The sequence below is a fragment of the Pseudogemmobacter humi genome, from assembly GCF_900609055.1.
GTDB classification, from domain to species: domain Bacteria; phylum Pseudomonadota; class Alphaproteobacteria; order Rhodobacterales; family Rhodobacteraceae; genus Pseudogemmobacter; species Pseudogemmobacter humi.
This window is the reverse complement of sequence record NZ_UXAW01000049.1, coordinates 1-13,838: the sequence shown is the minus strand read 5'-3', so window position 1 is coordinate 13,838 and position 13,838 is coordinate 1. Positions and strand designations below refer to the sequence as shown.

At 68.6% G+C, this 13,838-nt stretch carries 12 protein-coding genes; 6 read left to right on the top strand and 6 right to left on the bottom strand.

Annotated elements, in window-relative coordinates:
• Positions 1–61 precede the first annotated feature (61 nt).
• Together XINFAN_RS06155 and adh are read left to right on the top strand one after the other, a co-directional pair.
• Positions 62–1,012, top strand: coding sequence for a helix-turn-helix domain-containing protein (locus XINFAN_RS06155; protein ID WP_124085615.1), 951 nt, complete (start codon positions 62–64; stop codon positions 1,010–1,012).
• A gap of 184 nt (positions 1,013–1,196) precedes the next feature.
• Positions 1,197–2,714: an aldehyde dehydrogenase gene (gene adh / locus XINFAN_RS06150; protein ID WP_124085614.1), complete on the top strand. Its 1,518-nt coding sequence runs from the start codon at positions 1,197–1,199 to the stop codon at positions 2,712–2,714.
• 71 nt (positions 2,715–2,785) lie between these two features.
• Here adh and XINFAN_RS06145 read toward each other — a convergent pair whose 3' ends face one another.
• Positions 2,786–4,204, bottom strand: coding sequence for an amidase (locus XINFAN_RS06145; protein ID WP_124085613.1), 1,419 nt, complete (start codon positions 4,202–4,204; stop codon positions 2,786–2,788).
• 112 nt (positions 4,205–4,316) lie between these two features.
• Here XINFAN_RS06145 and dapF point away from each other — a divergent pair, with 112 nt between their 5' ends.
• The 3 genes from dapF to XINFAN_RS06130 all read left to right on the top strand — a co-directional run bounded on the left by dapF (position 4,317) and on the right by XINFAN_RS06130 (position 7,620).
• On the top strand, positions 4,317–5,159 hold the full coding sequence (gene dapF, locus XINFAN_RS06140) for a diaminopimelate epimerase (RefSeq protein WP_124085612.1): 843 nt from the start codon (positions 4,317–4,319) through the stop codon (positions 5,157–5,159).
• Positions 5,156–6,427, top strand: coding sequence for a tRNA (N(6)-L-threonylcarbamoyladenosine(37)-C(2))-methylthiotransferase MtaB (mtaB, locus tag XINFAN_RS06135; protein WP_124085611.1), 1,272 nt, complete (start codon positions 5,156–5,158; stop codon positions 6,425–6,427). The genes dapF and mtaB overlap by 4 nt, the downstream gene beginning before the upstream one ends.
• A 98-nt stretch (positions 6,428–6,525) precedes the next feature.
• On the top strand, positions 6,526–7,620 hold the full coding sequence (locus tag XINFAN_RS06130; protein WP_124085610.1) for a hypothetical protein: 1,095 nt from the start codon (positions 6,526–6,528) through the stop codon (positions 7,618–7,620).
• 207 nt (positions 7,621–7,827) lie between these two features.
• On the opposite strand, the gene XINFAN_RS06125 is transcribed toward XINFAN_RS06130, so the two are convergent.
• From XINFAN_RS06125 to XINFAN_RS06105, 5 genes are all read right to left on the bottom strand, one after another.
• The gene (locus XINFAN_RS06125) at positions 7,828–8,865 is read right to left on the bottom strand and encodes a LacI family DNA-binding transcriptional regulator (protein ID WP_267898348.1); all 1,038 of its coding nucleotides are present in this window, start codon (positions 8,863–8,865) and stop codon (positions 7,828–7,830) included.
• A 381-nt stretch (positions 8,866–9,246) separates the two neighbouring features.
• Complete coding sequence (locus XINFAN_RS06120) at positions 9,247–10,014, bottom strand: peptidoglycan-binding domain-containing protein (protein WP_124085609.1); 768 nt, start codon at positions 10,012–10,014, stop codon at positions 9,247–9,249.
• Between the two features lie 216 nt (positions 10,015–10,230).
• Positions 10,231–10,710, bottom strand: coding sequence for a pyridoxamine 5'-phosphate oxidase family protein (locus XINFAN_RS06115; protein ID WP_124085608.1), 480 nt, complete (start codon positions 10,708–10,710; stop codon positions 10,231–10,233).
• Positions 10,711–10,845: 135 nt separating this feature from the next.
• A complete protein-coding gene (locus tag XINFAN_RS06110) occupies positions 10,846–12,462 on the bottom strand; it encodes a DEAD/DEAH box helicase (RefSeq protein ID WP_124085607.1) in 1,617 nt (538 codons plus the stop codon).
• A gap of 145 nt (positions 12,463–12,607) precedes the next feature.
• Positions 12,608–13,465 carry a hypothetical protein gene (locus tag XINFAN_RS06105; protein WP_124085606.1) on the bottom strand — a complete coding sequence of 286 codons (858 nt, stop codon included), beginning with the start codon at positions 13,463–13,465 and terminating at the stop codon, positions 12,608–12,610.
• 167 nt (positions 13,466–13,632) lie between these two features.
• Here XINFAN_RS06105 and XINFAN_RS06100 point away from each other — a divergent pair.
• On the top strand, positions 13,633–13,838 hold a 206-nt coding region (locus XINFAN_RS06100; protein ID WP_199286375.1), incomplete at its 3' end, for a TFIIB-type zinc ribbon-containing protein.

The window sequence follows — 13,838 nt, the reverse complement described above, 5'->3', positions numbered from 1 at the left end:
CCACGGGGGGTTACGCCCCGCGGGCAGGCGTTTTGCCCGCGTATGAGGGAGAGGCGGGTCCATGACAGGAAATGCCATCACCGGACGCGATCACGAGGCCGCCATCGCCAGTGCTCTGGCCCGCGGCCAGGCCGCGCGTTCGCCCATCGTCGCAAGCTGGGCGCGTTCGGCCCGCCACGGGCTGGCGCCCTCGCGCCGTCCGCAGGGCAACCGGCTGAGCCAGTCTGAGCTGACCCGGCTGCGCGAGCGGATGGAGCCCGTGACCCGCGCCGCCCGCCCCACGCTGGAGCGATTGTTCCAGGCGGTGGGCGGCTTCGGCGCCAGCGTGATCCTCGCCAGCCGCAACGGCATCCCTTTCGAGCATCTGGTGAACTCTGCCGAGGACCGCGATTTCGCGGAAGCCGGCCTGAGCCGCGGCACCGACTGGAGCGAGGCCGCCGCCGGCACCAACGGCATCGGCACCTGTCTGGCCGAGGGCCGCACCGTGGTGATCCACCGCGACCAGCATTTCCTGACCGCGAATACGGCGCTGACCTGCGCCTCGGCCCCGGTCTATGACGCAGGCGGCGAGATGGTCGCGGTGCTGGACGTTTCCACCGTGCGCCGCGACATCGCCGGGGGCTTCGCGGGGCTGCTCAGCCATTCCGTGACCGAGGCCGCCCGCCGGATCGAGGCCGATCTGTTCCACGCCTGCTATCCCGGCGCGCGAATGGTGCTGGTGCCGGGGGTAGAGCGCGGCATGGGGGCGATCCTCGCGGTCGATGCGGATGAACTGGTGATCGGCGCCACCCGCGTCGCGCGCCAGCATCTGGGCCTTTCGGGCGATCTCGGGCGCAACCCGGTCCCGGCCGCCGATCTTCTCGGTATCGAGAGCCACAACCGCCCCGAGGACGGCGAGCGCGCGGTGATCGCCCGCGCCATCGCCCGCACCGGCGGCAATATGTCGGCCGCGGCCCGCGCTTTGGGCATCAGCCGGGCGACGCTGCACCGCAAGATGGGCCGCCCGGACTGAACCCGCCCGGACTGACCCCACCCCGGCTGAACCGCCCGGGCGCATCGTCAGCTTTCGCCGCCGACTGTCTCAGAACTGAGACAGCTTTCGCAGATGCGGCACGGTCCGGGGGATGACCGAAGCCCCTTTCCCCGCCAGTCTGACTTTATCGCCGCCGGGGAGAGCGGCACATGGAGGAGACGACATGACCAAGCACGAAGAATTCGGCCTGAAGGCCGCTCCGTTCAAAGCCCGCTACGAGAACTTCATCGGCGGCCAGTGGGTCGCGCCGAAATCCGGCCGCTATATGGAAAACATCTCGCCCGTCACCGGATCGGTGATCTGCGAAGTGCCGCGCTCGGATGCGAAGGACATCGAGGCCGCGCTGGACGCCGCCCATGCCGCCCGCCGCAAATGGGGCGCGACCTCGGCCGCCGAACGCTCGAACATCCTCATGAAGATCGCCGACCGGATCGAGCAGAACCTGGAAGCCATCGCCATCGCCGAGACCTGGGACAACGGCAAGCCGCTGCGCGAGACCATGGCCGCCGACCTGCCGCTGGCCATCGACCATTTCCGCTATTTCGCCGGGGCGATCCGCGCGCAGGAAGGCTCGATCGGCCAGATCGACGACGACACCGTGGCCTATCACTTCCATGAGCCGCTCGGCGTGGTCGGCCAGATCATCCCGTGGAACTTCCCGATTCTGATGGCGACCTGGAAGCTCGCCCCCGCGCTGGCCACCGGCAACTGCGTGGTGCTGAAACCGGCCGAGCAGACCCCGGCCTCGATCCTGTATCTGCTGTCCTTCATCGAGGATCTGCTGCCGCCGGGCGTGCTGAACATCGTCAACGGCATCGGCGAAGAGGCGGGCGTGGCGCTTTCCGCCAGCCCGCGGATCGCCAAGATCGCCTTCACCGGCTCCACCCCGGTCGGCAAGATGATCATGCGCGCCGCCGCCGACAACCTGACCAACATCACGCTGGAACTGGGCGGCAAATCGCCGAACATCTTCTTCGCCGATGTGATGGACGAGGACGACGATTTCTTCGACAAGGCGCTGGAAGGCTTCACCATGTTCGCGCTGAACCAGGGCGAGGTCTGCACCTGCCCCTCGCGCGCGCTGGTGCAGGAATCGATCTACGAGCGGTTCATGGAACGCGCGCTGAAGCGCGTCGAGGCCATCGTCGCGGGCGATCCGCGCCAGGCCGCGACGATGATCGGCGCCCAGGCCAGTCAGGAGCAGTTCGACAAGATCACCTCTTATCTTGAGATCGGCACGAAAGAGGGCGCGAAAGTGCTGACCGGCGGCTCGGCCCAGAGCTTCGGCGGCGATCTGTCGAAAGGCTTCTACATCCAGCCCACCGTCTTCGAGGGCAACAACAAGATGCGGGTGTTCCAGGAAGAGATCTTCGGCCCGGTGGTCTCGGTCACCACCTTCAAGACCCCCGACGAGGCGATCGAGATCGCCAACGACACGGTGTTCGGCCTTGGGGCCGGGGTCTGGTCGCGCAATGGCAACACCGCCTACCGCGCCGGCCGCGCCATCGAGGCGGGAAGGGTCTGGACCAACTGCTATCACGCCTACCCCGCCGGCGCGGCCTTCGGCGGCTACAAGCAGTCGGGGATCGGGCGCGAGAACCACAAGATGATGCTCGACCATTACCAGGAGACCAAGAACCTGCTGGTCAGCTACAATCCGAAGAAGCTGGGCTTCTTCTGAGCGGCTCCCGATTCTGAGCGGGTTCCGCGCGCATCGGGCCGGGGGAAACCCCGGCCCTTTTTCCGTTCCCGTTACAGCACCGGCGGCCGCTGCTGCGGCCAGCGGGTCGCGCGGTGCCAGGCCTCGCCGATCCGCAGCATATCGGTGTCGGCGCCGTGGCGCCCGGCGATCTGCATCCCCATCGGCAGGCCTTCCGCACCAAACCCCACCGGCACGTTCAGCGCCGGCAGGCCGATCAGCGAGACCGGGACCACCACCTCCATCCAGCGGTGATAGGTGTCCATCGCGCGCCCGTCGATGCTTTCCGGCCAGCGCCACTCTATCGGGAAGGGCCAGACCTGGGCCGAGGGCAGGATCAGCGCGTCGTATTCCGCCAGGATCTCATGCGCCTTCGCATACCAGCGCGAGCGGATCTGCGAGGCGTCGAACACCGCCTCCGCCGTGATCCGCGCGCCGGATTCGATCTCCCATTGCGTCTCGGGCTTCAGCTGCGCGAAACGCGCGGGATCGGCCAGGTCGGCGCGGCGGTTTGCGTGGTTCAGAAAGCTGCGCAGCGTGATCCAGGCCTGCCAGATCTCCTCCAGCGGGAAGGGCGGCGGCAGGGCCACCACTTCGGCGCCAAGGTCCGCCATCTGCGCCAGCGCGGCCTCGCACAACGCGAGGATCCCGGGCTCGAAGGGCAAAGCGCCGCCCCAGTCTCCTAGCCAGGCCAGCCGTTTGCCTTTCAGATCGTCCGGCGCGCCGCGCACAGCCGCCAGATAGTCCTGTGGAGCCAGGCCGAAGGGCGTCAGCGGATTGGGCCCGGCCTGGACGCTCAGCAACAGCGCCAGATCCGCCACGTCGCGCGCCATCGGACCCTCGGTCGCCAGGGTGTCGATGAAGCTCTCGTAACCCGCATCCACCGGCACCAGCCCCCAGCTGGGGCGGAAACCGTAGACGTTGCAGAAGGCCGCCGGGTTGCGCAGGGATCCCATCATGTCGGACCCGTCCGCCAGCGGCACCATCCGCGCGGCCAGTGCCGCCGCGGCGCCGCCCGACGAGCCGCCCGCGGAGCGGGCCAGGTCATAGGGGTTGCGCGTCGCGCCCCAGACCGGGTTGAACGTATGGCTGCCGTGGCCCCATTCCGGGGTGTTGGTCTTGCCGATCACCAGCGCCCCCGCCGCCTTCATCCGCGCAACCAGCAGATCGTCGGCCCCGGGCACATGATCGCGCCAGAGCGGCGAGCCGAAGGTGGTGCGTATCCCCTTCGTCTGCAACAGATCCTTGACCGCAAGCGGCAGTCCCCACAGCGCCCCCCGCGGCGCGGCATCGTCCATCGCGCGGGCGTCACGCATGATCGCATCCGCATCGCGCAAAGCGACCACGGCATTCACCGCCCCGTTGACGGCGGCGATCCGGTCGAGATGGGCGGCGATCACCTCGGAAGGCTTCACCTCGCGCCGGGCGATCAGCGCGGTCAGCTCCAGCGCGGAGCGCTCAGACAGGGACATGGGAAACTCCGGGAACAGCCTGCGCGGCAGAGGCTAGCAGAGGAAACCGCCGGTGCGAAAGAGCCATACGGGCGCTCTGGATTGCGCGGGCGGGCAGGCGTATATGGGGGGCATGAACGCGCTCCCGCCCCTCCAGGGCCTGCCCTTCCTCAAGATGCACGGCGCAGGCAATGATTTCGTCGTGATCGACTCGCGCGCCCGCGGGGCGGCGGTGGTCACGCCTGCGCTGGCGCGCGCGCTCGGCGACCGCAACCGCGGCGTGGGCTTCGATCAGCTTGCCGAGATCCGCCCGGCGGAAGGCGCCGATTTCGCGCTGGATTTCTGGAACAATGACGGCAGCCGCGCCGGGGCCTGCGGCAACGCCACCCGCTGCGTGTCGGATTACGTCATGCGTGACCTCGGGCAGGACGCGGTGACGTTACGCACCCTGCGCGGCACGCTGCGCGCCGAACGCAGCGCCGACGGACGGGTCAACGTGAACATGGGCCCGCCGCAACTCGACTGGCGCGGGGTGCCGCTGGCGCAGGATGTTGATACGCTCCGCCTGCCCTTGCCGGGCGAGCCGGTGGCCGTGGGCATGGGCAATCCGCATTGCGTGTTCTTCGTTCCCGATGCCGAAGCCACAGATGTCGCGGGCCTTGGCCCCGGGGTCGAGCACGATCCCCTGTTCCCCGAGCGCACCAATGTGGAATTCGCCAGCCTCACCGGCCCCGACCGGCTGCGCATGCGGGTGTGGGAACGCGGCGCCGGGATCACGCTGGCCTGCGGCTCGGGCGCCTGCGCCACCGCGGTGGCGGCGCATCTGCGCGGGCTGACCGGACGGCGCGTCGCGCTGGATCTGGACGGCGGACGGCTTGAGGTGGACTGGCGCGAGGACGGGGTCTGGATGACCGGCCCGGTCGCGATGGTGTTCGAGGGCAGGCTGACACCCGATTTCCTGGCGGGCCTCGTATGAGCGCGCCCGCCCTTACGCCGCCGGTCTTTGCCACCCTCGGCTGCCGCCTCAACGCCTATGAGACCGAGGCGATGAAGGAACTCGCCGCCCAGGCCGGGGTCGCGGGCGCGGTGGTCGTCAACACCTGCGCCGTCACCGCCGAGGCGGTGCGCAAGGCCAAGCAGGAGATCCGCAGGCTCGCGCGCGAGAACCCCGGCGCGCCGGTGATCGTGACCGGCTGCGCCGCGCAGACCGAGCCCGAGACCTTCGCCGCCATGCCCGAAGTGACCCGCGTCATCGGCAATCACGAGAAGATGCTGGCCGAGACCTGGACCGGCCTTCGCGCCCCCGATCTGATCGGCGAGACCGAGAAGGTCCAGGTCAACGACATCATGTCGGTGAAGGAAACCGCCGGCCATCTGATCGACGGCTTCGGCCGCGTGCGGGCCTATGTGCAGGTGCAGAACGGTTGCGATCACCGCTGCACCTTCTGCATCATCCCCTACGGGCGCGGCAATTCGCGCTCGGTCCCCGCCGGGGTGGTGGTCGAGCAGATCAAACGGCTGGTGGACAAGGGCTTTCACGAGGTAGTGCTGACCGGCGTGGACCTGACCTCCTGGGGCGCCGATCTGCCCGGCACGCCCCGGCTGGGCGATCTGGTGATGCGGATCCTGCGGCTGGTGCCGGATCTGCCGCGGCTGCGGATTTCCTCGATCGACTCGATCGAGGCCGACGACAATCTGATGCTGGCGATCGCCACCGAGAAGCGGCTGATGCCACATCTGCATCTCTCGCTCCAGGCTGGCGACGACATGATCCTGAAACGGATGAAGCGCCGCCATCTGCGCGACGACGCCATCCGCTTCTGCGAAGAGGCCCGGCGCCTGCGCCCCGATCTGGTCTACGGCGCCGATATCATCGCCGGTTTCCCCACCGAATCCGAGGAGATGTTCGGGAACAGCCTGAACCTCATCCGGGACTGCGGGCTGACCTTCCTGCATGTCTTTCCCTTCTCGCCGAGGAAAGGCACCCCCGCCGCGCGGATGCCCCAGGTGAAAGGCCCGCTGATCCGCGAACGCGCGGCGCGGCTGCGCGCCGAGGGCGAGGCCGCGCTTGCCCGCCATCTGGCGGCGCAGCAGGGGCGCGAGCATCTGGTGCTGACCGAAAGCCCGCGCATGGGCCGCACCGAGCAGTTCACCGAAGTCAGCTTCGCCTCCGACCAGCCCGAGGGCCGGATCGTTTCCGCCCGCATCACCGGCGCGGCAGAGGGCCGGCTGACCGCCGCCTGACCCGCGGAATTTTTCGACAAAAACACTCAGGAGGGGCTGGGCGCTCTCACAGAGCTGTGACAGGTTGCGCCGCACGAGCAACGAGGTTCACAAGTTCAATGGCTTACACCCGACTGACCCTTCCCGACCGCCCGCTGACCCTGCGCCCCGGGCTGATCGCCGCCCCGCGGCTGGCGGGCTTCCTGATCCTGGTGTTCCTCGCCGTCGGCGGCGCCATCGCCTGGTGGCAGGCGCCCGGCCTCTGGCGCGACTGGCAGATCAGTCGCAACCCGGTCACCGTGGCCGACAGCGAGGTGCGGGACGGCAAATGCACCACCCGCAAGGCCTTCTTCACCGATTGCGAGGCCCATCTGGTCTGGAGCCACGGCGGCCAGAGCTACGAAACCGAGGTCTCGCTGATGTTCGTCGATATCCACAGCGGCGATTATTACGTCGATGTGGTGATCTCGGGCGACAAGCCGCATCTGGCGACGCTGAGCCTCGGGGTCGAGAAGCTGTGGAACCGCATCGCCATGTTCGCGGCGTTCACGGCCCTGTTCTTCGGCGGCGCGCTGGCGGTGCTCTGGCAATGGATCCGCGCCGCCCGCGGCTCGCGCCAGCTGGCGGCGCCCGGGCGGCTGATGCTGATACCGACGGAGATCACCCAGAGCCAGACCGCGCGCGGCGTAACCCAGATCACCTACCGCGATCCGTCGAAACCCAAACGCAGGCTGGCCAGCAATTTCGCGCGCGGCGAAGACCCGCTCATGGTGTGGGACGACCAGGGCAATGCGCGGGCGCTGGCGGTGCGGCATGAGACGGCGGCGCTGCCGGCGCTCCTCGACCGCGGGCTGATGCGGGTGGATCTGAGCGACGCCGAGCGCCGCGCGGCGCTGGATCTGCTGGCGGCGGAAGAGACGGAGCGGTTCGGCGCACCTCAGACCGAGACCGCACCGCCGAAGAAGAAACTGCATGTCCTGCGCGGCATTCTCACCTTCTTCGGGATCGTCCTGTTCTTCGTGCTGGCTGCGCTCGGCTGGTGGCTGTGGTATGTGCTGGGCGCGTCCAGCCAGTACGATCGGGTCGGGATGGAAATCAACAATCTGATGCCCGCACCGGTCAACGACTGGGCCTGCGGCAAGCTGGAGGAACGCTTCGGCCACCTGAACGCGCCCTGGGGCTGCACCGCCGCAGATCACGTAAGCTGGAAATGACACGCGCTCCGCAGGCGGCAGCCCCGGCAGTCTCCGGCGGAGATATTTAACACAGGATGAAAGAGCCCGGCCGGTCACCAGGCCCTCACGCGGCGGATGCCTCCGGCGGGGGTATTTGGGTCAGGATGAAAGCCCTTTCACCCTGACTTAAATACCCCGGGGGAGTCGCGGAACGCGACGGGGGCGGCGCCCCCTCTCTCGCGCCGCTCAGGCCTTGCGGATCGTATCGCCGGGCTCCAGCTTCGGCTCGAATTCGACGATCTCGCCGCCGATCACCCCGCTCGCGCGTTTGCCGGCGATGATCTCTGCGGCGGTGCGCCCGGTCTCCAGCCGGCAGGCGTCCATCGTCGCCAGCCGGCGCGGCAGCCCTTCCAGCAGCTCCACCCCGTTGAACCCGGCGAGCCCGATCTTTCCGGGCACGTCCAGCCCCTGCTCAAGGCACCACAAAAGCCCGCCCGCCCCGATCATGTCATTGGAGTAATAGAGGAAATCCACGTCCGGCGAGCGCCTCAACAGCGTCTCGGTCATCTCGCGCCCCTTGGCCAGCGCCGAGCCGCCCGAGTAATATTCGCGGTCCGCGACCGCGAGCCCCGCCTTCGCCAGCGCCTCCTCGAACCCCTCCAGCCGCTTCTGGGCGCGGTGGTCGTTCGTCGGCATATGGGTGCCGAGGAAAGCGATGCGGCGGTAGCCGGCGGCGACGATCGCCTCGGCCATCTTGCGCCCGGCGCGGCGGTGCGAGATGCCGACCGCGCTGTCGATCGGGGTGCCGTCGATGTCCATGATCTCGACAATGGGGATCCCCGCCTGCGCCAGCATCGCCTGCGCGGCCTCCGAATGCTCCAGCCCCGCCACGATCAGCCCCGAGGGCCGCCAGGACAGCATCTCGTAGATCACCTGTTCCTCGCGCTCGGCCTGGTAGTTCGAGACGCCGACCACGGGTTGCAGCCCGGTGTCCTCCAGCGTTTCCGAGATCCCGGTCATCACCTCGGGGAAGACCATGTTCGACAGGGACGGGATCACCACCCCCACCAGGTTCACCCGCTGGCTGGCCAGCGCACCCGCGATCTTGTTGGGCACGTAACCCAGCCTGCGCGCCGCATCGAGCACCCTCTCCCGCGTTGTCTCCGAGACATCGCCGCGGTTGCGCAGCACGCGGCTCACCGTCATTTCGCTGACGCCCGAGGCCTCGGACACATCTCTCAGCGTCAGGGTGCGGTGCGGATCCTGGAGGGGTGGTCTGGTCACGGGCCTACCTGTTTGCAGCACGGGTCTTTCCGATTGTTAGCGCCTGATGCCGCGCTTGAACAGGCGCATCCCTGCGGTCGGGGCCGCGCGCGGTTGCATGCCCGCTGCGAAGGAGGCGCGGGAGCCGCGCCCGGCATGCCGGTGCCGGATGGTTTCCCGGGCCTTCCGCCCCCCGTCCGGAGGCTGATCGGGTGTGCCGGATAATTCCGGAGCATCTTGCAGTGCGCAAATTCCCCTGTGCCGCTGCCAGAAAGAGCCTGCTCTCCCCGGACGCTCAAGGGGCGTGGGCAGCCGCCCCAGGACAAGGCGATGCGGCTTACAGGACCACACATGGGCCGCGCCATATGTGGTCCCGTCGGCAATAAGGCCCGGGCCGGAGCCTTAAGACTGCTGGCGCAGCGCGCGCAACTGGTCGGCGGTGATGTAGCCGGTCGGCCGTTCGCCCGCGTCGCGCTGCCAGTCGGCGAGCGCGCGGCGGGTGTTGCGGCCGAAGACCCCGTCCGCGCCGAAGGTGTTGTAGCCCAGCGTGGTCAGGCGGCGCTGCACCTCGCGCCTTTCGCTCGTGGTCAGGCCGAGCAGGCGTTCTTCCAACTGATAATCGGCGCCCTCGTCGCCCGGGACAGGGGCGGGCGCCGCTCCGGCCTGCTGGCCGATCAGCCGCACCTGCTGCCCCGTGACGTAGCCGGTGGCGGTCACTTTGTTGGCGGTCTGCCATTTGGTGATGGCGTTGCGGGTGTTGCGGCCCCATAGCCCGTCCGCCCCGCCGGTGGGATAGCCGAGCGTGGTCAGCTGCTGCTGGATTTTGACGCGCTGCGCCCGGCTGAGCCCCAGCGAAGCCTCGACCGCCGCCGCGCTGTCGGTGGGGGCGGGCTCGGTCGGTTTCACATTGCCGCCCAGCCTTGCGATCGCGCGTTCGGCATTGCCGCGATAGACGCCGTTCGGAAATCTTTCCAGATAGTCGCGATAGGCGCTGATCGTATTGGTGTTCTGCGCCGCGATATAGGCGTTCTTGTCCAGTTCCTGAGCGATCAGGGACTGCGCCGCGCCGGTGATGATATCCTCGATATTCTGGGCGGCGGCGGGCGGTGCGAGCGGGGGCGCCATGGTCAGGGCCGCACCGGTGAGCAGCGACAAAGCAATGGTTCGCATAATCTGGCCTCCTTGCGGATCGGGCGTTCCGGGGTGGCCCCGGATTGCCGCGTGTCGAAGAAACGATGTCTGAGACCCAACTCTGCCCGGCGCCCGCGGTTGCCCACAGCCCGGCCCCCGCCCGGCCGATAAGCGCCAACCCGCCGGTTTGCGGCCATTTACAGAACAAAGCCCCGCGGGATGCGGGGCTTTGCCGGACCGGATCAAAGCGCCGGGTCAGCGCAGCGGGACCGAGGCCGCCTTGTCCTTGTAATCGTCTTTCGGGTCGGCGCCGAAGATCGCCTTGATCCCGGCGACCAGCGAGAAGGCGTTCTCCCAGATCCGGGCGCTTTCCGGGTCCAGCCGCAACAGCCTCAGCTTCGGGTCGTCCTTGCCGTCGAACCAGGCGGCGACCATGTTGTTCCACAGCCGGTCCACCGTGGCGCGGTCGGTGTCGACCGTCAGCCGGCCGTGGATCGTGGCAAAAAGATCGTGGCCTTTGGAGACGAAAGCCGCCACCGCCCGGCCGCCGCCCGCCTGGACGATCTCGTTGTCGGTGCTGGTGAAGAACCAGATCGGGCCGCGGTCCGCCTCTTCGATGATGGCGGTCATCGGGCGGGTGTGGCCGTCGTCCTCGCCGGTCAGCCCCAGCATCAGGGTCATGTCCGAGCGCAGCGCCTTCCAAAGTCTGGCTTCCAGTTCGGCGGGGGTTGCCATTGTCGCCTCCATTCCATCCTGCGTTACGCCGGATTCAACCCGGGGCGGCGGGGAATGTTCCCGGGGGCGGAGACGAAGACGCCCGCCGCGCGGAAAGCGGGCGGGCGCCGGAACATCGCCGGAGAGCGGGCGGGGTCAGTCGCCCGCGGTCTCGGAGGCAGCCGATTCGTCGTTTTGCGCCGTGGTATCCGATTCGGAATCTTCCGTGGCGGCGGGTGTGCTGATCCTGAAGCTGCGCAGGATGAAGTCGGGGACGTGATCGCCCATGCCCACCACGGCGGGGCCGTCGTCGCGGCGTTCGCGCCGGGGCGGGGCCTCGCGGCCCGGGCTGTCGCGGCGCTGCGGCTCACGCGGGCTGCGGGTCTCGTCGCGGCGGGGCTCGCGGCTTTCGCGGCGCGGAGCCTCGGCCAGGACGGGCTCGGGCGCTGCGGCTGCGGGCTCGGGCGCCTCGGTCCTGCGCTCTTCGCGCGGGGCGGATTTGCTGCCGCGCGATCTGTCGCTGCGGCCGCCCTTCTCGCGCCCGCCGTCACGCCCGCCGTCGCGCCCTTTGCCGCCGCGGTCTTCGCGGGGCGGGCGCGAGGAACCGGCGCTGGCCAGATCCAGCCCTTCGGGCGGATCGGCGCGCGGGATCTCGGCCTTGACGAGATTCTCAACCGCCGCCAGTTGCTTCGCATCCGAAGGCGTCGAGAGGGTGATGGCCTTGCCGTGCCGCCCCGCCCGGCCGGTGCGGCCGATGCGGTGGACGTAATCCTCGGGATGCGAGGGCACGTCGAAGTTGAACACATGGCTGACGGCCGGAATGTCGAGGCCCCGCGCGGCCACGTCCGACGCCACCAGAATATGCAGCGAGCCGTCGCGGAAAGCGTCCAGCGTGCGGGTGCGCTGTGACTGGTCCAGATCGCCATGGATCGGCGCGGCGTTAAATCCGTGCGATTTCAGAGACTTGGCCACCACGTCCACATCCATCTTGCGGTTGCAGAACACGATGCCGTTGGTGCAGCCCTCACCCTCGGCCCGGATCAGCTCGCGCAGGACGGCGCGTTTCTCGGTGAAGGTGCGGTCTTTGCGGGACGGCGTGAAGAACACCAACCGCTGTTCGATATTGGTGTTGGTGGTGGCCTGGCGCGCCACCTCGATCCGCGCGGGGGCGGTCAGGAAGGTGTTGGTGATCCGCTCGATCTCGGGCGCCATGGTGGCCGAGTAGAACATGGTCTGACGGGTGAAAGGCGTCAGCTGGAAGATACGCTCGATATCGGGGATGAACCCCATGTCGAGCATCCGGTCGGCCTCGTCCACCACCATGATCTGCACGCCGGTCAGCAAGAGCTTGCCGCGCTCGAAATGGTCGAGCAGCCGGCCCGGAGTGGCGATCAGCACGTCGACGCCGCGGTCGATCAGCTTGTCCTGCTCGCCGAAGGCGACGCCGCCGATCAGCAGCGCCTTGGTCAGTTTGGTGTGTTTGGCGTAGATCTCGAAATTCTCGGCGACCTGAGCGGCCAGTTCGCGCGTCGGGCACAGAACCAGGCTGCGCGGCATCCGGGCGCGGGCGCGGCCCTGGCCCAGCAGGGTGATCATCGGCAGGGTGAAAGAGGCGGTCTTGCCGGTGCCGGTCTGGGCGATGCCCAGCACGTCGCGGCCCTTCAGCGCCTCGGGGATGGCCTCGGCCTGGATCGGTGTGGGGGTTTCATAACCCGCCTCGGAGACAGCCTGCAAAACCCGGGGATCAAGCGCGAGATCGGAAAATTTGGTCATATGCGTCCAGTGGTGGCGGCCGTGCCTGTCAACTCGGGTGCGGTCCGCGGAAATTGCGGGACGCAGGTTCAGGCGCCCCATCGGATCAGCCCGCCGGATTGCGGGTTGGAAGGCCCGATAGCGCGAATCCCGGCAAAGGTCAATCTTATGCGCCGGTATCGGCGGGATTGTCGCCCGAAGGCGCGGATTCCGCCATGTCCGGGCCGGGATTGTCCTGTGCCGCGGCACGTCTTGCCCGCTTCTCGCTGCGGCGGGCGCGGCGGTCCTGAAGCGCATCGCGCATCAAGGCGATGCGGCGGAACAGACTGCGCGGATCCTCGTTCAGCCGCTCGAACAGGCGGTTCAGGATCGGGCCCGCGACCGGCTCGGCCCGGGCCATCTGCCACAAGGGCGCCAGCAGGTTGATGTCGAGCCCGCCGCTTACCAGGGCGAAATCCGGCATGCCGAGCGGCAGATCCGCCGCGGCCCGCCGCGCGACGGAAAACGGCCGGTCGGCGGGCAGGCCGGAATAAAGCCGCTCGAACTCGTAAAGTTTCATCAGCGAAAACAGCACATTGGCGGCAAGGCCGATCCGGCGCTGGCCTTCCGTCTCGCCATGGTCGCCGAAGGTGATCGCCGACGAGATCAGCCAGCGCGCGGGCAGTTCCTCAAGCAGCGCCGCGCTTTCCTCGGTCCAGATCCGGCGAAACAGCGCCGCCGCATGGCGCGGCGCGCGGCGTTTCCTGAGATGCGCGATCAAAAGCCCGTTCAGCGCCGCCAACTCGCTGAACCCTTCCAGATCGCGGCGGACCTCATGGCGTTTCACCGCATGGGTCGAGGCGCCCCGGCCGGGTGGCGGCTCGGGCGCGACCCGGGCCGACAAAAGCGCCTTCAGATCGCAGTCGGCCGGCGGCAGGGCCTCGCCCGGGGCGAAACTCAGCGCGCGGCGGCGCAGATTCCAGACGCCGGTCAAAGTCTCGGGGGCGCCGTCATAGGTGGGAAAGGCGGGTGTCTCGGTGGTCATTCGGGCCCCCGGCGGGGGCGTCCGCCGTTTGTTCTGGCCAGGATGCTAGGATGCGTCGCGGCGAACGGCAAGCATCCGCAAGGCATGAGGATTTTCTGCGGGCGCATCTTGTCGGCGCGCGAACCTGCCCCATCTTGAGGCCGACAGACCGCCACCAGGAGCGTCAGATGAAATGCCCCGTCGACAATGAAACCCTGATGATGACCGAAAGGCAGGGGGTCGAGATCGACTATTGCCCGCGCTGCCGCGGCATCTGGCTCGACAGGGGCGAGCTGGACAAGCTGATCGAAAAGGCCAGCCAGCAGGCGATGCCCCCGGTCAGCCAGCCCGAACCCGCGCCCGTCCGCAGCGCAGCGCCGCCGCCCCCGCCGCC